Genomic DNA, 19,938 nt, shown 5'->3' with positions numbered 1-19,938 from the left:
CGTCCGTCATCGCCCGACTTCCCGGAGGCCCGACGCCGTGACCAAGCCGCCCTTCACGCACCTGCACGTTCATACCCAGTACTCGCTGCTGGACGGTGCGGCGCGGCTCAAGGACATGTTCGAGGCGTGCAACGAGATGGGCATGTCGCACATCGCGATGACCGACCACGGCAACCTGCACGGGGCCTACGACTTCTTCCACTCGGCGACCAAGGCGGGGGTCACGCCGATCATCGGCATCGAGGCGTACGTCGCCCCGGAGTCGCGCAAGCACAAGCGCAAGGTGCAGTGGGGACAGCCGCACCAGAAGCGCGATGATGTGTCCGGATCCGGTGGTTACACCCACAAGACGATCTGGGCGGCCAACAAGACCGGGCTGCACAACCTCTTCCGGCTCTCCTCCGACGCGTACGCCGAGGGCTGGCTCCAGAAGTGGCCCCGGATGGACAAGGAGACCATCTCCCAGTGGTCCGAGGGCCTGATCGCCTCCACCGGCTGCCCCTCGGGTGAGGTGCAGACCCGACTGCGGCTCGGCCAGTTCGACGAGGCGGTGCAGGCGGCCTCCGACTACAAGGACATCTTCGGCGAGGGCCGGTACTTCCTGGAGCTGATGGACCACGGCATCGAGATCGAGCGCCGGGTCCGTGACGGGCTGCTGGAGATCGGCAAGAAGCTGGACATCCCGCCGCTCGTCACCAACGACTCCCACTACACGTACGCGCACGAGGCCGCCGCCCACGACGCCCTGCTCTGCATCCAGACCGGCAAGAACCTCTCCGACCCGGACCGCTTCCGCTTCGACGGCACCGGCTACTACCTGAAGACGACGGACGAGATGTACGCCGTCGACTCCTCCGACGCCTGGCAGCAGGGGTGCGCCAACACCCTCCTGGTCGCCCAGCAGATCGACACCACCGGCATGTTCGAGGCGAAGAACCTCATGCCGAAGTTCGAGATCCCGGACGGCTTCACGGAGATCACCTGGTTCCAGGAGGAAGTGCGCAAGGGCATGCAGCGCCGCTTCCCCAACGGTGTGCCCGACGACCGGCAGAAGCAGGTCGAGTACGAGATGGACATCATCATCCAGATGGGGTTCCCGGGGTACTTCCTGGTCGTCGCGGACTTCATCATGTGGGCCAAGAACAACGGCATCGCCGTTGGCCCCGGCCGTGGTTCGGCGGCCGGTTCGATCGTGTCGTACGCGATGGGCATCACCGACCTCGACCCGATCGAGCACGGACTGATCTTCGAGCGGTTCCTCAACCCCGAGCGCGTCTCCATGCCCGATGTCGACATCGACTTCGACGAGCGCAGGCGCGTCGAGGTGATCCGGTACGTGACGGAGAAGTACGGCGCCGACAAGGTCGCCATGATCGGCACCTACGGCAAGATCAAGGCGAAGAACGCCATCAAGGACTCGGCCCGGGTGCTGGGCTACCCGTACGCCATGGGCGACCGCCTCACCAAGGCGATGCCCGCCGACGTCCTCGGCAAGGGCATCGACCTCAACGGCATCACCGACCCCAAGCACCCGCGCTACAGCGAGGCGGGCGAGATCCGGGGGATGTACGAGAGCGAGCCGGACGTCAAGAAGGTCATCGACACCGCAAAGGGTGTCGAGGGCCTGGTCCGGCAGATGGGCGTGCACGCCGCCGGCGTCATCATGTCCAGCGAGCCGATCGTCGACCACGCCCCCGTCTGGGTCCGGCACACCGACGGCGTCACCATCACGCAGTGGGACTACCCGCAGTGCGAGTCGCTCGGCCTGCTGAAGATGGACTTCCTCGGCCTGCGCAACCTGACGATCATGGACGACGCCATCAAGATGGTGAAGTCCAACAAAGGCATCGACCTGGAGATGCTCGCCCTGCCGCTGGACGACCCCAAGACGTACGAACTGCTCTGCCGCGGTGACACGCTCGGCGTCTTCCAGTTCGACGGCGGGCCGATGCGCTCCCTGCTCCGCCAGATGCAGCCCGACAACTTCGAGGACATCTCCGCCGTCTCGGCCCTCTACCGGCCGGGCCCGATGGGCATGAACTCGCACACGAACTACGCGGAGCGCAAGAACGGCCGCCAGGAGATCACCCCGATCCACCCGGAGCTGGAGGAGCCCCTCAAGGAGGTCCTCGGCCTCACCTACGGCCTGATCGTCTACCAGGAGCAGGTCCAGAAGGCCGCCCAGATCGTCGCCGGGTACTCGCTCGGCGAGGCCGACATCCTGCGCCGCGTGATGGGCAAGAAGAAGCCCGAGGAACTGGCGAAGAACTTTGTCCTCTTCGAGAAGGGCGCCAAGGAGAAGGGCTTCTCCGACGCGGCGATCAAGGCGCTGTGGGACGTCCTGGTGCCGTTCGCCGGGTACGCGTTCAACAAGGCGCACTCCTCGGCGTACGGCCTGGTCACCTACTGGACCGCCTACCTCAAGGCGAACTACCCCGCCGAGTACATGGCCGCCCTGCTGACCTCGGTCAAGGACGACAAGGACAAGTCCGCGGTCTACCTCAACGAGTGCCGCCGCATGGGCATCAAGGTGCTCCCGCCCAACGTCAACGAGTCGCTGTCCAACTTCGCCGCCCAGGGCGACGACGTGATCCTCTTCGGCCTGACCGCCATCCGCAACGTCGGCCAGAACGTCGTCGACTCGATCATCCGCTCCCGCAAGGCCAAAGGGAAGTACAGCTCCTTCCCCGACTTCCTCGACAAGGTCGAGGCGGTCGTCTGCAACAAGCGCACCGTCGAATCGCTGATCAAGGCCGGCGCCTTCGACGAGATGGGCCACACCCGCAAGGGGCTCGTCGCCCACCACGAGCCGATGATCGACAACGTGGTGCAGGTCAAGCGCAAGGAGGCCGAGGGACAGTTCGACCTCTTCGGCGGCATGGGCGAGGAGGAGAGCGACGAGCCGGGCTTCGGGCTGGACGTGGAGTTCTCCGACGTCGAGTGGGAGAAGGCCTACCTGCTCGCCCAGGAGCGGGAGATGCTCGGCCTGTACGTCTCCGACCACCCGCTCTTCGGCCTGGAGCACGTGCTGTCCGACAAGGCCGACGCCTCGATCTCCCAGCTGATGGGCGGCGACTACAGCGACGGCTCGATCGTCACCGTCGGCGGCATCATCTCCGGCCTCCAGCGAAAGATGACCAAGCAGGGCAACGCCTGGGCCATCGCCACCGTGGAGGACCTGGCCGGGTCCATCGAGTGCATGTTCTTCCCCGCCACCTACCAGCTGGTCTCCACCCAGCTCGTGGAGGACACCGTCGTCTTCGTCAAGGGACGGCTCGACAAGCGCGAGGACGTGCCCCGGCTGGTCGCCATGGAGATGCAGGTCCCCGACATCTCCAACGCCGGGACCAACGCTCCGGTCGTCCTCACCATCCCCACCGTGAAGATCACCCCGCCGATGGTCACGCGTCTCGGCGAGGTGCTCAGCCACCACCGGGGCGACACCGAGGTGCGCATCAAGCTCCAGGGCCCCCGCAAGACGACCGTCCTGCGGCTGGACCGGCACAGGGTCAAGGCCGACTCGGCCCTCTTCGGCGATCTGAAGGTGCTGCTCGGGCCGTCCTGCCTGGCCGGCTGAGGCTTTTCAGAACGGCGTACGAACGAGAGGGGCGTCCCGCACCGTGCGGGACGCCCCTCTCGTGCATGGCCGCGAGCGGCCGACGCGGTCAGTTGTGACCGAAGCGCCGCTGGTGCTTGCGCGCCACGTCGGACGGGCTGCCCTGGGACTGCGTCTGCGGCTGGGTCTGCGACTCGTACGCCGTCGACTTGGCCTGCTCGGCGCTACGCTCCGACGCGGACGCGCGATCGTGCTGGCTGCCCTGCTTGCGGTTCTTGTTCTTGCCCATGGTGAATGCCTCCTGTGGGGAATCCTGGGGGGCCAGGACCATCGTCAGACTCACATAGCGCCGCAAACCGTGCATGTTGGATCATTACCGTGCGTAGCGGTATCCGCAGTGACGGCCGTCCCGGCCCTCCGCCCCAGACCTTTTCCAGCCCTTTCCCGATTCGCCACGCCGATGATCGAGTTCCGGCCGTTAACCCTTGTGTGGTCGGGCAGACTCGAAGGAAACCCTGGGTAAGCGGACCCGGTCATCGAGGGGCGGGCCGCTGAACCGTTCCCGAATTCCTGGAAGAGGGTGGAACGCGTGGACCGTTGCGTCGTCCTGGTGGACGCCGGCTACTTGCTGGGCGCAGCCGCGAGTCTGCTGGCCGGAGAGCCCGCCCGTTCCCGCATCACCGTCGACCACGCGGCCCTCATCCAGGGGCTGCGCGAGCGGGCCGAGGCCGATACGCAGCAGCCGCTGCTGCGGATCTACTGGTTCGACGGCGCCCCCGACCGGGTGCCCCAGCCCGAGCACCGCAGGCTCCGGGTGATGCCCCGGGTGACCGTACGGCTGGGAGCCCTGACCCGCAGCGACGGACGCTGGGCGCAGAAGGGCGTGGACGCCGCCATGCACGCCGAGCTGACCGAGCTGGCGAGGAACCGGGCCTGTTCGGACGTGGTCCTGGTGACCGGCGACGGCGATCTGCTGCCCGGCCTGATGTCCGCCAAGGAGCACGGGGTCGCCGTCCACCTGTGGGCCGTCCAGGCCGCCGACGGCGACTACAACCAGTCCGAGGACCTCGTCGCCGAGGCGGACGAACGCCGCGTCCTGCCCCCCCCCCCCCCCCCCCCCGGGCGGCCCCCGGGGGGGGCGCGGCCCCCCCGGCCCCCCCCCCCCCCCACCGCCCCCGCCGCACCCGCCGACCCCGGCCCCTCCGAGCCCGAGCCCACCCCCGGCCACAAAACCGTCCCCACCCCCAAGGACCTCGCCGCCCTCCGCGCCCACGCCACCCACCCCGACCGGACGGCCGCCCAGAACGCGACCCCCGCCAACGCCACCCTGCGCTGGTCCTCCGACAAGGGCTGGGTCGAGCGCGGCGGCCCCCTCGGCGAACCGGCCGAGACCGCCTCCCTGCCGACCCTCGCCCAGGTCACCAGCGCCGAACAGCGCTGGGCCGACCGGGAGGAGGACATCACCACCGTCGGCGGCGACCCCTTCGAGGTCGGCCAGGTCTTCGCCCGGCGCTGGATGGAACGGCTCCCGGAGACCGTCCACCTCCAGAAGCTCTCCACCATGTACCCGCGCATCCCGCACCGCATCGACGGCGAACTCCTGCGGTACGCGGCCCGCTTCGGGCTCCTCGCCCACAAGGACGACCAGATCGACGAGCACGACCGCTATGCGATCCGGGCCGGGTTCTGGCGCGAGATCGACGTGCGGGCGGCGGCGGAGCACGTGCCCGCCGGGGAGTAGGGCCTTTTCCGCGGATCGTGCCGGGCCCGCGACGCGGGGTGGCCCCGGGCGCAAACCGGGGCGTGTGACCCCGTACCCTCGTACCTCGTGAGTACGGGCACAGCACAGGCGCAGAGCGACACCGGCACCGTGTGCGCGGTGCGTGACCTCGTCAAGACCTATCCCGCCGTCCGGGGCCGCCGCGGCGCGCCCGCCACCCCCGAGGTGCGCGCCACCGACGGGATCAGCCTCGATGTCGAGCGCGGCGAGATCTTCGGACTGCTCGGCCCCAACGGCGCCGGCAAGTCCACGCTGGTCCGCCAGCTCACCGGGCTGATGCGCCCCGACTCCGGCTCCGTCGAAGTCCTCGGCCACGACCTCGTACGCCACCCCGAGCGGGCCTCCCGGCTGATCGGCTACCTCGGGCAGGAGTCCACCGCCCTGGACGAGCTGACGGTCTCCCTGGCCGCCGAGACCACCGGACGGCTGCGCGGCCTCCACGTCCGCGAGGCCCGCGCCGAACGCGACGCCGTACTGGAGGAGCTCGGCCTCACCGAGCTGGCCGGGCGGCCCCTGAAGAAGCTCTCCGGCGGTCAGCGCAGGCTCGCCTGCTTCGCCGCCACCCTCGTCGGGGACCGGCCCGTGCTGGTCCTGGACGAGCCGACGACCGGCATGGACCCGGTGGCCCGGCGGGCCGTCTGGGCCGCCGTCGACCGCCGCCGGGCCGAACGCGGCGCCACCGTGCTGCTGGTCACCCACAACGTCATCGAGGCCGAGACCGTCCTCGACCGCGTCGCCGTCCTGGAGCGCGGCCGGGTCATCGCCTGCGACACCCCCTCCGGGCTCAAGGAGAAGGTCGCCGGCGAGGTCCGCGTCGAGCTCATGTGGCGCGAGCGGGCCCCGCTGGACGTCCCGGAGGTCGCCGCGCTGCGCCCGTCCGCCCAGGAGTCCGGGCGGCGCTGGGTGCTGCGGCTCAGCCCCGACGAGGCCCGGGCCGCGGTCGCCGCGGTCACGGGCGGCGCGGCCTTCGCCGCGCTGGACGATTTCACCCTGGCCACACCCAGCCTGGAAGATGTGTACCTGGCGCTCGGCGGGGACGCGGCCAATGCGAGCAAGGGGCTGGTGAAGGCGTGAGGATCCGGGGACGCGGGGCGCTGAACGGGGCGCAGGCACCGTACGTAGTGGTGGGCGCGGTGGATGTACTGGACGGGTGTAAGGGGAGCGGCCTCAGGTGACGAGCATCATTCCGGCCAGGACCGCACCGTCGCGGACCCGGCCCCGGCCCACCGGCTCCGCCGCGCGGACCGTGCCCGCCCCGCTCGCGCCGCGCGCCCGGCTGCTGCCCTCGCTGGCCGCCGTCTACCGCGCCCAGCTCTCCCGGGCCCGGGTCGCCCGGATCCCGCTGCTCTTCGTGGCGACCTTCCAGTCCGTCGGGATCATGGTCCTGATGCGGGGCGTCGTCGACGGCGGGGCCGAGGCGCGTGCCGTGGTCGCCGGCTCCAGCGTGCTGGTCGTGGCGTTCGTCGCGCTCAACCTGCTCGCCCAGTACTTCGGCCAGCTGCGGGCCGGCGGCGGGCTCGACCACTACGCCACCCTGCCGGTGCCGCCCGCCGCGGTGGTGCTGGGGGCGGCGGCCGCGTACGCCTCGTTCACCGTGCCCGGCACGGTCTTCACGGCGATCACCGGGAGCGTGCTGTTCCAGCTCCCGATGACCCATCTGTGGGTCCTGGTCGCCGTCATCCCGCTCTCCGGCGCCGCCCTGGCCGGTCTGGGGGCGGCTCTCGGGCTGCTCGCGCCGCGCCAGGAGCTCGCCACGCTGCTGGGGCAGCTGGGCATGTCCGCGGCCCTGCTGCTCGGGGTGCTGCCGGCCGACCGGCTGCCGGAGCCGGTGGGGTGGGCGCGGGACCTGCTGCCCTCGACGTACGGGGTCGAGGCGCTGGCCCGCTCCTTCGACGCCTCGCCGGACTGGGGCATGATCGGCCTCTTCCTCGCGGTCTGTGCGGTGGTGGGGGTGCTGTCGCTGGCGGTCGCCACGTGGGCGTACCGGCGGGCGGCGGTGCGGTAGGGGCGTGTCGTACGCCGGTGGCGTGCGGTACGCCGGTGGTGTGCCGTGTGGACGGGTGCGGCAGCCGGTGAGGCGCCGCACAGGGTGGCCTGGCACGATGGCACGGTGACCGCACCTCTGACGCCGCCTCACCAGCCGAACCCGCACGATCCGTGGCAGAGCCCGCCCTCGGGCTCCCACCTCGCGCCCGCGTACGGCTCGCCCGACGACCCGGACACGGCGACGGAGCTCCGTCAGGCCGCCGTGGTCCTGGTGCTCGTGGCGCTCGCCGGTATCGCGCTCGGGCTGCTGTGGCTGTGGCTGGCGCCCCGCGTCCCTCTGGTCTCCGACGGCAGCGCCGTCTTCCTGCAGAACAGCGAGGGCGAGGAGGCGATCGGGGCGGACGGAACGTTCGTCCTGCTGGCGGCCGTGTTCGGCGTGCTGTCGGCGGCCGTCGTCGCCTGGCGGCTGCGGCGGGGCGGTGTCCTCGTGGTGGTGGGACTCGCGCTGGGCGGGGTGCTCGGCTCACTGCTGGCCTGGCGGGTGGGGATCTGGCTGGGGCCGTCCTCCGACGTGGTGGCCCGGGCGCGGGTGGTCGGCAAGGGGGTCGTCTTCGACGCGCCGCTGGAGCTGCACGCGGTGGTGGTGGCGGTGCTGGTGTGGCCGTTCGTGGCGCTGGCGGTGCATGTCCTGCTGACGGCGGCGTTCGGAGTGCGGGAGCCTGAGCCGGCTTGGGTGGGGGAGGGGTGGACGTCGTATTACGGGGAGCCGGGGGCTGGTGGGGCCGGTGGGCCTGGTGGGTCCGGTGGGTCTGTCGGGCCTGGTGGGCCGCCGGCGCCGGGTGGGGGCTCGGGGGCGTCGTAGCGCCGCGGGTGGGGCGCCTGCGGCGGGCTGTTCCCCTCCCCGCCCCTTCCCGAAACCGGGGCGCTGCCCCGGACCCCGCTTTGTCCTCAAGCGCCGGACGGGCTGGTTTGGCGGCTCCGCCCCGGACCTCGCTCCTGAAGCGCCGGAGGGGCTGGTTTGGGGGTTCCGCCCCGGGCCCCGCTTTGTCCTCAAGCGCCGGACGGGCTGGTTTGGGGGTTCCGCCCCGGACCCTGGTTTGTCCTCAAGTGCCGGACGGGCTGGTTTCGGGGTTTCGCCCCGGACCCCGCTCCTCAAGCGCCGGAGGGGCTGGATTGTGCCGGGCGGCAAATCCAGCCCGTCCGGCGTTTGAGGACGTCTTTTCAGCCCCGCCGGCGTTTGAGGCGCGGGGGTTCGGGGGCAGCGCCCCCGGGTGGGCCTAGCCGCGGCCGATCTCCGCGAACACCGCCCCCGTCAGCTCCGCCAGATCCGTCGCCGCCAGCTCCACCTGCAGGCCCCGGCGCCCCGCCGAGACGCAGATCGTGGCGTGCGTCCGGGCCGACGCGTCCAGCACCGTGCGCAGGCGTTTGCGCTGGCCCAGGGGGGAAATGCCGCCCCGGACGTAGCCCGTGGTGCGTTCCGCGGCCGCCGGGTCCGCCATCGTGGCGCGCTTGCCGCCCACCGCGGACGCCAGGGCCTTGAGGTCCAGGGAGCCGGCCACCGGGACGACCGCGACCGTCAGCTCGCCGTCGACGTCCGCGACCAGGGTCTTGAAGACCCGGTCGGGGGAGACGCCCAGGGCCTCGGCGGCCTCCTCGCCGTAGGAGGTGGAGGCCGGGTCGTGGTCGTAGGGGCGGAGCGTGAAGGCGGTGCCCGCCGCGGTCAGGGCGACCGTGGCGGGGGTGCCGCCCGACTGCTTCTTCGGCTTCTTCGCCACCGGTACGGAATCCTTGTTCAGTTGGGGTGGGTGGGGGCGCGGGTCAGGTCCGGTGCGGGGAGCGAGGGCAGGTGGCGGATGACCGCCGTCTCCCGGCGCAGCAGCGTCAGCTCCTCGCGCAGGCGCGTCGCGGTGTCCGGGGCCTGGAGGAGCCGCTGCTTGGTGGGGACGTCCAGGACGGTGGCCGCCGCGACCAGGTAGGAGACCACGGAGGGGTCGTCGGGCAGCTCGGAGCCGGTGGCGAGTGAGCGTTCGGTCGCTCCCGCCAGCCTCTTCTGGTAGGCGCGGAACGCCCGCAGGACGCCCTCCGCCAGGGCTCCGGCCTCGTCGGCCTCGTCCTCGGCGGGCGGCTCCTCGGTGACCTCCTCGACCTCGGCGCTCAGATACGGGCCGCTCGCGTCGATCGAGAGCAGCCTGACCCGGGTGGTGCCGGTGGCCAGGACCTCGAAGCTGCCGTCCGGGCGCTCATGGATGGTCGCCGCGTCGGCGATGCAGCCGACCCGGTGGAAGGTCTGGATGGGGTCGGGGCCGAAGCCCTCGGCGGGCGCGCGCTCGGCGGGGGGTGCGGAGGCGACGGGGTCCGGCATGCCGGTGCCCGTCACCGCGGTCTCGCGGCCGTCGCGGATCGCGACCACGACGAAGCGGCGAGGTTCGTCCTCGTCGCTCTTCAGCAGCTCCCGCATCATGGCGCGATACCGCTCCTCGAACACGTTGAGCGGCAGCACGAGGCCGGGGAACAGCACCGTGTTGAGCGGGAAAAGGGGGAGACGGGCGGTGGTCACAACGCTCAAGCGTAATGGCCGCGCGGGCGTCCGCGGTCGGCCCGGTTCCGCAAGGGGGTCACGGAGGCCACCTGGAGCCGTGCGCCGTCCCGTGCGTCGAGGAACCGGCCCAGGGCGTCGTCGGAGACCGAGGACCACGGGAACGACGTCGCGTGCTGCCCGATCAGCGTGAACTGCTCCAGCGCCTCGCCCCAGCGCCCCCGGGCGAGGAGCACGTACGCGAGGAGGTTGCGGACCTCGGCGGGCCACGGGTCGCCGGGGCGGTAGGCGGCCGACAGCCGGATGGCCGCGTCGGCCGCCGCGTCGATCCGCTCCTCCAGTACGGAGGTGGTGCGGCCGAGCGCCTGGGTGTCCAGGAGGAGGGCGAAGGCCGCCCGGACCGGCAGGGCCTGCACCAGGGAGTGGGGTACGGCGTCCTCGGCGGCCCGCTCGGCGAAGTCGAAGCACTCGCGGTGCGAGCCGTACCAGGCGGCCGAGAGGTAGCGCAGCGCCGCCACATGGCAGCCGTAGTGGTGCGCGGAGCGCCGTATCGCCTGTTCCCACAGCGACTCGAAGGCGGTGTGCGTGGCGTGGGTGCCGCGGGCGTGGTCCAGGGCGAGCCGCCAGGGGACCGGGTCGCGCGGGTCCGCCTCGGCGGCGGCGGTGATCAGCGGGCCGACCTCGTGGAGCCGTTCCGCGCGGGCGGGCGACTCCCAGGCCCGGCGGACCGCGAGCTCCGCCTTGACCAGCAGGGCGTCCGGGTCGCGCGGGGCGGCGGCCAGCCAGTCGGTGAGCCAGCCGTCCCGGTGGCGGGCGAAGGTGACGAGCCGGCCGAGATAGCGGTCGCGGTTCTCCCAGTCGGCGGAGTCCCGGGTGGTGGCGAGCAGTTTGGCGGCCGGTTCGGGGTCGCCGAGGGCAGCGGCCACCAGCGCCGGGGAGAGTTGCTCGTCGGGGGCGTCGAGCAGCACGGCGTCATCCGCGGGCAGTCCGGCGGACAGCGGAGGGCTGTGCCGGATCATGCGCGCGGTACTGAGCAGAGCGCGAAGGAAGGCCATGGTGCAGACCATTGAAAAGCCCTGGTGAGGGCCGCGCCAGGGCTGCGCTGTGAAGCTTCTGTGCCGAGTGGATGGGTTGTATCCGGCCGGGTCAAGAAAGGGCAAAGGAAATGTCCGGCGGTGGCTTGAACATGACCCTCCAGGCACCTCGTCACCGGCGTCACAGCGGCCCCGCGCATCCCTCGGAACCGCCGGTCCCGGCCACCCTCACCCGGTTCGAGCTGCCGTTTCGGTCAGCCCCTGCGCAGCAGCCGGGAGGCTCCCGCGGCTACCGTCGTGGCCAATATCCACCCCACGAGCACCAGACCGGCCGCCGCCCACTGCCAGCCGCCCTCCATCCGCCAGTAACCGTCCTGGCCGAGGTTGACCACGGGGATGAGGAGGTCCAGCGCGTAGAGCGCCGGATTCCACAGCGGCGACTCGTCGTTCTTGATCGTCAACGGGTCGTACTGCGAGAAGGCCGCCGTGCCCGCCGCCCACAGCACCGCCATCCACACCGCCGCCCGCCCCGGCCGGTACCCGTACGCCACCGTCCAGTCCTGGAGGAACCCCCAGGCCTTCGCGGCGGGCGGCAGCGTCTCCCGGCGGCGGCGCTGCTTGGCCAGCAGCACCTCCCGCGCGTCCGCGTCCTCCCCGCTGCCGCGCAGCACCGTCGCGAGCCGCTCGTACGGCTCGGGGACGTACTCCGGGGTCGCCGCCAGCACCCACTCCAGCCGCCGCGACAGCGGGAAATGGCCGTACGGGACGAGGTTCTCGTAGACGAAACCGCCCATCGCCAGACCCCCGGGCCCCGGCCAGCTGGTGGACAGGTCGATCAGGGTCACCACCTTCGCCCCGTTCAGCACGACCCGGCCCTCCTCCGGCCGCTCCGCGTTGAACCGCAGCTCCGGCGTGACGATCCGGCGCAGCGACAGCTCCTCCTGCCGGGTCATCGAGAACCGGGCCTTGTGCAGGTCCACCGCGTCCCCGAACCGCCCGTCGTCCAGCCGCACCCCGCCCTTGCACTCGAAGATCTGCGACCGGGTCCCGCGCGCCGGGGTCGGGGCGTAGACCACGCCGTACGGGGGAGTCGTGCCCTGGTTCCCGGTGTCGACGCTCACCCACGCCTCGGTCATGTAGAGCGTGCGCTCCACCGTCAGCTGCGGCGCGTTCAGCGCGCGCCGGTCCTCCGCCGCCCGCAGATGGCTGCCCCGCAGGCTCAGCGAACCGCCCACCTTCGTCCCGCGCAGGCTCAGCTCCCCATGCGTCTCGATCATCTCGGCCTGGAGATCCTGGGCGACCGACATGCCGTCCCCGACGAAGGCCCGGCCGTGCCGGTCGGGCCCCACGCTCAGCTGGTTGATCAGCAGGTCCGTGCCGATCTGGGCGTCCGTGAGCCGGATGCCCCGGTCGATCCGGCAGCGCGGCAGATGCAGATCGCCCTCCGTGTGCAGCCGGGCCGCCTCCAGCCGGGGCAGCAGACAGCCCACCATCCGCAACGTCGTGAAATGGCACTCCGGGAGCACCACCTCCTGCTCGAAACGGCAGCCGGTCAGCTCCACGTACGGCGAGACCCGCCCACCCGCCAGATCCAGCTTCCCGGTGATCCGCACCCCCCGGAGCTTCAGCGCCGCCACCCGGCCCGGCCGCGCCGGTGGCCCGCTCAGCAGCAGCCGCGCCACCGTCCGCGCGCCGACACTCCGCTCGGGCCCCCAGGAGTGCGGGCCGAACGGATCGTTGCGGGCGGAGTCGTACGTACGTAAGTCGTAGGTCGTCCCGTTCCGGAAGGACTGCCACATGCCCAGCTCCGCTGCGCTGAGCCCGTCCGGGATATCGCCTTCGTGCGGCTCGGTCACGGCCGCTCCCTCCGTGCACACATCCTGTAGTGCTGTTCTTCCCTCTGTGTGACGGTGTGAAAGCTATCGGTCAGCAGTGACAGCGGGCACGGCCCGAGTTGGCCGAGACATGTATCAGCCAGTGATACGGGCGACCGGGCGTCCCGAGCGGTCTGCGAGAATTGCGGTGTGATCTCTCGAATCGATCTGCGCGGCGACACCCTCCCCGAGGGTGCTGCCCTGCGCGACCTGCTGCCCCGTGCCGAGTTCGACGTGGAAGCCGCCCTGGAGACGGTGCGGCCCATCTGCGAGGACGTACGCCATCGCGGCTCCGCGGCAGTGATCGAGTGGGGGGAGAAGTTCGACGGTGTCCGGATCGCATCGGTCCGGGTGCCCGCCGAGGCGCTGACGAAGGCCCTGGACGAGCTGGACCCGGCCGTCCGCGCCGCGCTGGAGGAGTCGATCCGCCGCGCCCGCCTCGTCCACCGCGAGCAGCGCCGCACCACGCACACCACCCAGGTCGTCCCCGGCGGCACCGTCACCGAGAAGTGGGTCCCCGTCGAGCGCGTCGGGCTCTACGTCCCCGGCGGCCGCTCGGTCTACCCCTCCTCCGTCGTGATGAACGTCGTCCCGGCCCAGGAGGCGGGCGTCGAGGGCATCGCCGTGGCCTCTCCGCCGCAGAAGGACTTCGGCGGCCTCCCGCACCCCACGATCCTCGCCGCCTGCGCCCTGCTCGGCGTCGACGAGGTGTACGCGGCGGGCGGCGCCCAGGCCGTCGCGATGTTCGCGTACGGCACCGAGGACTGCCTCCCGGTCAACCTGGTCACCGGCCCCGGCAACATCTACGTCGCCGCCGCCAAGCGCCTCCTCAAGGGCCGCATCGGCATCGACGCCGAGGCAGGGCCCACCGAGATCGCGATCCTCGCCGACGCCACCGCCGACCCGGTGCACGTGGCCGCCGACCTGATCAGCCAGGCCGAGCACGACCCGATGGCCGCCGCCGTCCTGGTCACCGACTCCGCGGAGCTGGCCGCCGCCACCGAGGCGGAGCTGGCCCCGCAGGTTGCCGCCTCCAAGCACATCAAGGACCGCATCGAGCCCGCGCTGGCCGGCCGCCAGTCCGCGATCGTGCTCGTCTCGTCGATCGAGGACGGCCTCAAGGTCGTCGACGCGTACGGTGCCGAGCACCTGGAGATCCAGACCGCCGACGCCGCCGCCGTCGCCGACCGGGTCCGCAACGCCGGAGCGATCTTCGTCGGCCCCTGGGCCCCCGTCTCGCTCGGCGACTACTGCGCCGGCTCCAACCACGTCCTGCCCACCGGCGGCTGCGCCTGCCACTCCTCGGGCCTCTCCGTGCAGTCCTTCCTGCGCGGCATCCACATCGTCGACTACACCCGCGACGCGCTCGCCGAGGTCACCCACCATGTGGTGACCCTCGCCGAGGCGGAGGACCTCCCCGCCCACGGCGCAGCGCTCAAGGCAAGGTTCGGCTGGAAGGTTCCGCAGCAGTGACGTACGACAGCACCGCCCCCCTCAACCCCTGGGACGAGCTCCCCATCCGCGACGAGCTGCGCGGCCAGTCCCCGTACGGCGCGCCCCAGCTCGACGTCCCCGTACGCCTCAACACCAACGAGAACCCCTACCCGCTCCCCGAGGCCCTGGTCGACCGCATCGCCGAGCGGGTCCGCGAGGCCGCCCGCGGCCTCAACCGCTACCCCGACCGGGACGCCGTCGAGCTCCGCACCGAGCTGGCCCGCTACCTGAGCCGCACAGCGGGCCACCCGGTCACGGCGGCCAACGTCTGGGCCGCCAACGGCTCCAACGAGGTCCTCCAGCAGCTCCTCCAGACCTTCGGCGGGCCCGGCCGCACCGCGATCGGCTTCGAACCGTCGTACTCGATGCACGCCCTGATCTCCCGGGGCACCGGCACCGGCTGGATCTCCGGACCGCGCAACGACGACTTCACCATCGACGTCGAGGCCGCCCGCGCCGCCATCGCCGAGCACCGCCCCGAGGTCGTCTTCATCACCTCGCCCAACAACCCCACCGGCACCGCCGTCGACGCCGACACCGTCCTCGCCCTCTACGACGCCGCCCAGGCCGCCGGGCCCTCGATCGTCGTCGTCGACGAGGCGTACGGCGAGTTCAGCCACCACCCCTCGCTGCTCCCGCTGATCGAGGGCCGCCGCAACCTGATCGTCTCCCGGACCATGTCCAAGGCGTTCGGCGCCGCCGGGCTGCGCCTGGGCTACCTCGCCTCCGACCCGGCCGTGGTCGACGCGGTCCAGCTGGTGCGGCTGCCGTACCACCTCTCCTCCGTCACCCAGGCCACCGCGCTCGCCGCCCTGGAGCACACCGATACGCTGCTGGGGTACGTCGCGCAGCTCAAGAGCGAGCGCGACCGGCTGGTGGCCGAGCTGCGCGCCACCGGCTACGAGGTCACCGAGTCGGACGCCAACTTCGTCCAGTTCGGCCGCTTCGACGACAGCCACGCCGTCTGGCAGCAGATCCTCGACCGGGGCGTCCTGGTCCGGGACAACGGCGTACCGGGATGGCTGCGGGTCACCGCGGGAACCCCGGCAGAGAACGACGCGTTCCTCGATGCGGTACGCGAACTCAAGAAGGAGCACGACGCATGAGCCCCCGCGTAGGCCGCGTGGAACGCACCACGAAGGAAACGTCCGTGCTCGTCGAGATCAACCTCGACGGCACCGGAAAGGTCGATGTCGCCACCGGGGTCGGCTTCTACGACCACATGCTCGACCAGCTCGGCCGCCACGGCCTCTTCGACCTCACGGTCAAGACCGAGGGCGACCTGCACATCGACAGCCACCACACCATCGAGGACACCGCGCTCGCGCTCGGCGCCGCCTTCAAGCAGGCCCTCGGCGACAAGGTCGGCATCTACCGCTTCGGCAACTGCACCGTCCCACTGGACGAGTCCCTCGCCCAGGTCACCGTCGACCTCTCCGGCCGCCCCTACCTCGTGCACACCGAGCCCGAGAAGATGGCGCCGATGATCGGCGAGTACGACACGACGATGACCCGCCACATCCTGGAGTCCTTCGTCGCCCAGGCGCAGATCGCCCTGCACGTCCACGTGCCGTACGGGCGCAACGCCCACCACATCGTGGAGTGCCAGTTCAAGGCGCTCGCCCGCGCCCTGCGGTACGCCAGCGAGCACGACCCGCGCGCCGCCGGCATCCTGCCCTCCACGAAGGGCGCCCTGTGACCGGCCTCAACACCATCCTGATCGTCGTCGGCCTCTTCCTGGCCGGCGGCGTCTACTCCTTCGCCAAGCAGGGGATGCCCAAGGGCGTCATCGTGCTGCTGTCGATCGGCTCCGTGATGTGCCTGGTGGCGGGCATCCTGCGGATCCAGGGCCTGTGGGACTGAGGACAGGTACGTCATGAGTGAGAACCAGAAGAAGGTCGTCGTCTTCGACTACGGCTTCGGCAACGTCCGCTCCGCCGAGCGGGCCCTCGCCCGCGTCGGCGCGGACGTCGAGATCACCCGCGACTACGACCGCGCGATGAACGCCGACGGGCTCCTCGTCCCCGGCGTCGGCGCGTTCTCCGCCTGCATGGACGGGCTGAAGCGGGCCCGCGGCGACTGGATCGTGGGCCGCAGGCTGGCCGGCGGCCGCCCCGTGATGGGCATCTGCGTCGGGATGCAGATCCTCTTCGAGCGGGGCATCGAGCACGGCGTGGAGACCGAGGGCCTGGACGAATGGCCCGGTACGGTCGGGCCCCTGAAGGCCGACATCGTCCCGCACATGGGCTGGAACACCGTCGAAGCCCCCGAGGACTCCCGGCTCTTCGCCGGACTGGACCCCGAGGCCCGCTTCTACTTCGTGCACTCCTACGCGGCGCACGACTGGTCCCTCGAAGTCACCAACGCCAAGATCCGTGCCCCCAAGGTCACCTGGGCCACGCACGGCGAACGGTTCGTGGCCGCCGTGGAGAACGGCGCGCTGTGGGCCACCCAGTTCCACCCCGAGAAGTCCGGCGATGCCGGCGCCCAGCTGCTGACCAACTGGATCGAGACGCTGTAATGCCGAAGCTTGAACTGCTCCCCGCCGTCGATGTCCGCGACGGCCAGGCCGTCCGCCTCGTGCACGGCGAGTCCGGCTCCGAGACCTCCTACGGCTCCCCGCTGGAGGCCGCCCTCGCCTGGCAGAGCGCCGGCGCCGAGTGGCTGCACCTCGTCGACCTGGACGCCGCCTTCGGGACCGGTGACAACCGGGACCTGATCGCCGAGGTCGCCGGGGCCATGGACATCAAGGTCGAGCTCTCCGGCGGCATCCGCGACGACGCCTCGCTGGAGGCCGCCCTCGCCACCGGCTGCCGCCGCGTCAACCTCGGCACGGCCGCCCTGGAGACCCCGGAGTGGGTCGCCAAGGTCATCGCCGAGCACGGCGACAAGATCGCCGTCGGCCTCGACGTCCGGGGCACCACCCTGCGCGGCCGCGGCTGGACCCGCGACGGCGGCGACCTCTACGAGACCCTCGCCCGCCTCGACGCCGAGGGCTGCGCCCGCTACGTCGTCACCGACATCGCCAAGGACGGCACCCTCCAGGGCCCCAACCTGGGCCTGCTCCGGGACGTCTGCGCCGTCACCGACCGCCCGGTCGTCGCCTCCGGCGGTGTCTCCTCCCTCGCCGACCTCCGCGCGATCTCCCTCCTCGTCCCCGAAGGCGTCGAGGGCGCGATCGTCGGCAAGGCGCTGTACGCGAAGGAGTTCACGCTGGAAGAGGCGCTCAAGGCGGTCGCCGCATGACGGAGCCCACGGCTTCGGCCTCCGTACGCCGGATCTCCACCGGCGCCCCCTGGGAGGAGAAGTTCGGCTACTCCCGCGCGGTCGAGCTCCCCAACGGCCTGGTCCTGGTGGCCGGCTGCACCTCCGTGGTGAACGGCCAGATCGCCGCCGGCTCCCCGTACGAGCAGACGATCACCGCCTTCGACGTCGCCTTCGCGGCGCTGGAGCAGGTCGGCCTCACCCGCGAGGACGTCGTCCGCACCCGGATGTACATCACCCACGCCCGGGACGTGGACGACATCGGCCGCGCCCACAAGGAGCTGTTCGACGCCGTACGCCCCGCCGCCTCCATGATCATCGTGTCCGGGTTCGTCGACCCGAGCCTGGTCGTCGAGGTCGAGATCGAGGCCTACCGAGGAGGCGCCAAGTGACGCTCGCCGTACGGGTCATCCCCTGCCTCGACGTCGACAACGGCCGCGTCGTCAAGGGCGTCAACTTCCAGAACCTGCGGGATGCCGGTGACCCCGTCGAGATGGCCAAGCTGTACGACGCCGAGGGCGCCGACGAGCTGACCTTCCTCGACATCACCGCCTCCAGCGGCGACCGCGAGACCACGTACGACGTGGTCCGCCGCACCGCCGAGCAGGTCTTCATCCCGCTCACCGTCGGCGGCGGCGTCCGCACCCCCGACGACGTGGACAAGCTGCTGCGCGCCGGGGCGGACAAGGTCGGCGTCAACACCGCCGCCATCGCCCGCCCCGACCTCATCCGCGAGATCGCCGAACGCTTCGGCCGCCAGGTCCTGGTGCTCTCCGTCGACGCCCGCCGCACCCCGTCCGGGACCTTCGAGGTCACCACCCACGGCGGCCGCAAGGGCACCGGCATCGACGCCGTCGAGTGGGCGCACCGCGCCGCCGAGCTGGGCGCGGGCGAGATCCTGCTCAACTCGATGGACGCGGACGGCACGAAGGACGGGTACGACACCGAGATGATCGAGGCGGTGCGCAAGCACGTCACCGTCCCCGTCATCGCCTCCGGCGGCGCGGGCCGCCTCGCGGACTTCGCCCCGGCCATCGAGGCGGGCGCGGACGCGGTGCTCGCCGCGTCGGTGTTCCACTTCGGCGACCTGCGGATCTCCCAGGTGAAGGACGCGCTGCGGGAAGCGGGACAGCCGGTCCGCTGACGCCTTCGATCCCTTTCGGCGGTATCGCCGGTCCGCGAAGACCGGTGATACCGCCGATGCGTGTGCACGGGACGCACCGTGAGAGTGGCGACCGCCGCCGAACGACGACGGCAGCCACGCGGCGCACCCCGACAGCCCCCGGACGACGGGCTCATGGGCCTCCGCGTGGTGTGGTTCCCCCCGCCACCACCGAGAGGATCCCCCGTGCAGCAGCACCTCCTCGCACGCCGACAGGCCCCACGCCCGAGCCGCTCCCGTACGCTCACCGGCCTGCTGGCCTCCGCCGCGGCCACCGCCGGTCTCCTGCTGACCGCCCTGGCACCCGGCGCCCAGGCCGTCGCCGCCAACCCCTACGAGCGCGGCCCGGCCCCCACCAACGCCTCCATCGAGGCGAGCCGCGGCTCGTACGCCACCTCCCAGACCTCCGTCTCCTCGCTCGCCGTGAGCGGATTCGGCGGCGGCACCATCTACTACCCGACCTCCACCGCCGACGGCACGTTCGGCGCGGTCGTCATCTCGCCCGGCTTCACCGCCTACCAGTCCTCCATCGCCTGGCTCGGCCCGCGCCTGGCCTCGCAGGGCTTCGTGGTCTTCACCATCGACACCAACACCACCCTCGACCAGCCCGACAGCCGGGGCCGCCAGCTCCTGTCCGCGCTGGACTACCTGACCCAGCGCAGCTCGGTACGGACCCGGGTCGACGCCTCCCGGCTCGGCGTGATGGGCCACTCGATGGGCGGCGGAGGCTCGCTGGAAGCGGCCAAGAGCCGTACGTCGTTGAAGGCGGCGATCCCGCTGACCGGCTGGAACACCGACAAGACCTGGCCCGAACTGCGCACGCCCACGCTGGTGGTGGGGGCGGACGGCGACACGGTCGCGCCGGTCGGCACCCACTCCGAGCCGTTCTACGAGTCGCTGCCCGGCTCGCTGGACAAGGCCTATCTGGAGCTGCGGGGTGCCTCGCACTTCACGCCCAACTCGTCCGACACCACGATCGCCAAGTACAGCCTTTCGTGGCTGAAGCGCTTCATCGACAACGACACCCGCTACGAGCAGTTCCTCTGCCCGATCCCACGGCCGAGCCTCACCATCGCGGAGTACCGGGGCACCTGCCCGCACTCTTCGTAGGAACGTCGCGCAGCCGGCGCGGACCGGCGCGGAACCGGTCCTCCGGCGGCTCCGGCCCTGTGCCCGCGCACAGTGCCGGAGCCGTCCGGCTGGGAGCCCGCACCGCCCCGGCCGGGCCGCCGGACGCGCACCTTCCGCCCTC

General features: G+C 71.7%; 19 protein-coding genes. 14 read left to right on the top strand and 5 right to left on the bottom strand.

Features of this window, described 5'->3' with window-relative positions; all coding sequences use genetic code 11:
* Window positions 1-37: 37 nt before the first annotated feature.
* Entirely contained in the window at window positions 38-3,577 is a 3,540-nt protein-coding gene (gene dnaE, locus IF17_RS0109400; protein ID WP_030564105.1) for a DNA polymerase III subunit alpha, read from the top strand.
* A gap of 88 nt (window positions 3,578-3,665) precedes the next feature.
* On the opposite strand, the gene IF17_RS0109395 is transcribed toward dnaE, so the two are convergent.
* Window positions 3,666-3,845, bottom strand: coding sequence for a hypothetical protein (locus tag IF17_RS0109395; protein ID WP_030564102.1), 180 nt, complete (start codon window positions 3,843-3,845; stop codon window positions 3,666-3,668).
* Window positions 3,846-4,136: 291 nt separating this feature from the next.
* On the opposite strand from IF17_RS0109395, the gene IF17_RS0109390 reads away from it, so the two are divergent.
* The 4 genes from IF17_RS0109390 to IF17_RS0109375 all read left to right on the top strand — a co-directional run bounded on the left by IF17_RS0109390 (window position 4,137) and on the right by IF17_RS0109375 (window position 8,184).
* Window positions 4,137-5,297: an NYN domain-containing protein gene (locus tag IF17_RS0109390; RefSeq protein WP_030564100.1), complete on the top strand. Its 1,161-nt coding sequence runs from the start codon at window positions 4,137-4,139 to the stop codon at window positions 5,295-5,297.
* Between the two features lie 129 nt (window positions 5,298-5,426).
* Window positions 5,427-6,410, top strand: a complete 984-nt coding sequence (locus IF17_RS0109385; RefSeq protein WP_030564098.1) for an ABC transporter ATP-binding protein — start codon at window positions 5,427-5,429, stop codon at window positions 6,408-6,410.
* A 97-nt stretch (window positions 6,411-6,507) separates the two neighbouring features.
* Complete coding sequence (locus IF17_RS0109380; RefSeq protein WP_030564096.1) at window positions 6,508-7,341, top strand: ABC transporter permease; 834 nt, start codon at window positions 6,508-6,510, stop codon at window positions 7,339-7,341.
* Between the two features lie 84 nt (window positions 7,342-7,425).
* A complete protein-coding gene (locus tag IF17_RS0109375; protein WP_030564094.1) occupies window positions 7,426-8,184 on the top strand; it encodes a hypothetical protein in 759 nt (252 codons plus the stop codon).
* A 415-nt stretch (window positions 8,185-8,599) separates the two neighbouring features.
* On the opposite strand, the gene ybaK is transcribed toward IF17_RS0109375, so the two are convergent.
* From ybaK to IF17_RS0109355, 4 genes are all read right to left on the bottom strand, one after another.
* Window positions 8,600-9,097 carry a Cys-tRNA(Pro) deacylase gene (ybaK, locus tag IF17_RS0109370; RefSeq protein ID WP_030564092.1) on the bottom strand — a complete coding sequence of 166 codons (498 nt, stop codon included), beginning with the start codon at window positions 9,095-9,097 and terminating at the stop codon, window positions 8,600-8,602.
* A gap of 17 nt (window positions 9,098-9,114) precedes the next feature.
* Window positions 9,115-9,879 carry an LON peptidase substrate-binding domain-containing protein gene (locus IF17_RS0109365; protein ID WP_030564090.1) on the bottom strand — a complete coding sequence of 255 codons (765 nt, stop codon included), beginning with the start codon at window positions 9,877-9,879 and terminating at the stop codon, window positions 9,115-9,117.
* A gap of 5 nt (window positions 9,880-9,884) precedes the next feature.
* On the bottom strand, window positions 9,885-10,925 hold the full coding sequence (locus tag IF17_RS0109360; RefSeq protein WP_030564088.1) for a hypothetical protein: 1,041 nt from the start codon (window positions 10,923-10,925) through the stop codon (window positions 9,885-9,887).
* A 221-nt stretch (window positions 10,926-11,146) separates the two neighbouring features.
* Entirely contained in the window at window positions 11,147-12,748 is a 1,602-nt protein-coding gene (locus IF17_RS0109355) for a hypothetical protein (protein ID WP_030564086.1), read from the bottom strand.
* Between the two features lie 168 nt (window positions 12,749-12,916).
* Between IF17_RS0109355 and hisD the strand changes: the two genes are divergently transcribed.
* The 9 genes from hisD (at window position 12,917) to bdeA (ending at window position 19,796) form a co-directional block, all read left to right on the top strand.
* Window positions 12,917-14,239 (top strand): histidinol dehydrogenase, encoded by a 1,323-nt coding sequence (gene hisD, locus IF17_RS0109350; protein WP_030564084.1) that lies wholly within the window; start codon window positions 12,917-12,919, stop codon window positions 14,237-14,239.
* Complete coding sequence (locus tag IF17_RS0109345) at window positions 14,236-15,366, top strand: histidinol-phosphate transaminase (RefSeq protein ID WP_030564082.1); 1,131 nt, start codon at window positions 14,236-14,238, stop codon at window positions 15,364-15,366. Before hisD ends, IF17_RS0109345 begins: the two co-directional genes overlap by 4 nt.
* A complete protein-coding gene (gene hisB / locus IF17_RS0109340) occupies window positions 15,363-15,959 on the top strand; it encodes an imidazoleglycerol-phosphate dehydratase HisB (RefSeq protein WP_015607963.1) in 597 nt (198 codons plus the stop codon). The genes IF17_RS0109345 and hisB overlap by 4 nt, the downstream gene beginning before the upstream one ends.
* The gene (locus IF17_RS1000000139230) at window positions 15,956-16,123 is read left to right on the top strand and encodes a hypothetical protein (protein WP_003969742.1); all 168 of its coding nucleotides are present in this window, start codon (window positions 15,956-15,958) and stop codon (window positions 16,121-16,123) included. Before hisB ends, IF17_RS1000000139230 begins: the two co-directional genes overlap by 4 nt.
* 13 nt (window positions 16,124-16,136) lie before the next feature.
* Window positions 16,137-16,781 carry an imidazole glycerol phosphate synthase subunit HisH gene (gene hisH, locus IF17_RS0109330; RefSeq protein ID WP_030564079.1) on the top strand — a complete coding sequence of 215 codons (645 nt, stop codon included), beginning with the start codon at window positions 16,137-16,139 and terminating at the stop codon, window positions 16,779-16,781.
* A complete protein-coding gene (gene priA / locus IF17_RS0109325) occupies window positions 16,781-17,506 on the top strand; it encodes a bifunctional 1-(5-phosphoribosyl)-5-((5-phosphoribosylamino)methylideneamino)imidazole-4-carboxamide isomerase/phosphoribosylanthranilate isomerase PriA (RefSeq protein ID WP_030564077.1) in 726 nt (241 codons plus the stop codon). Before hisH ends, priA begins: the two co-directional genes overlap by 1 nt.
* Window positions 17,503-17,916, top strand: coding sequence for a RidA family protein (locus IF17_RS0109320; protein ID WP_018512034.1), 414 nt, complete (start codon window positions 17,503-17,505; stop codon window positions 17,914-17,916). Before priA ends, IF17_RS0109320 begins: the two co-directional genes overlap by 4 nt.
* Window positions 17,913-18,668, top strand: a complete 756-nt coding sequence (gene hisF / locus IF17_RS0109315) for an imidazole glycerol phosphate synthase subunit HisF (protein WP_030564074.1) — start codon at window positions 17,913-17,915, stop codon at window positions 18,666-18,668. The genes IF17_RS0109320 and hisF overlap by 4 nt, the downstream gene beginning before the upstream one ends.
* A gap of 204 nt (window positions 18,669-18,872) precedes the next feature.
* Window positions 18,873-19,796 carry a bis(hydroxyethyl) terephthalate hydrolase gene (gene bdeA, locus IF17_RS0109310; RefSeq protein ID WP_030564072.1) on the top strand — a complete coding sequence of 308 codons (924 nt, stop codon included), beginning with the start codon at window positions 18,873-18,875 and terminating at the stop codon, window positions 19,794-19,796.
* Window positions 19,797-19,938 lie beyond the last annotated feature (142 nt).

The sequence above is a fragment of the Streptomyces cyaneofuscatus genome, assembly GCF_000718135.1.
Lineage (GTDB): Bacteria > Actinomycetota > Actinomycetes > Streptomycetales > Streptomycetaceae > Streptomyces > Streptomyces cyaneofuscatus.
Note: the sequence above shows the minus strand (reverse complement) of the source record. Positions and strands in the feature narration are given on the sequence as shown.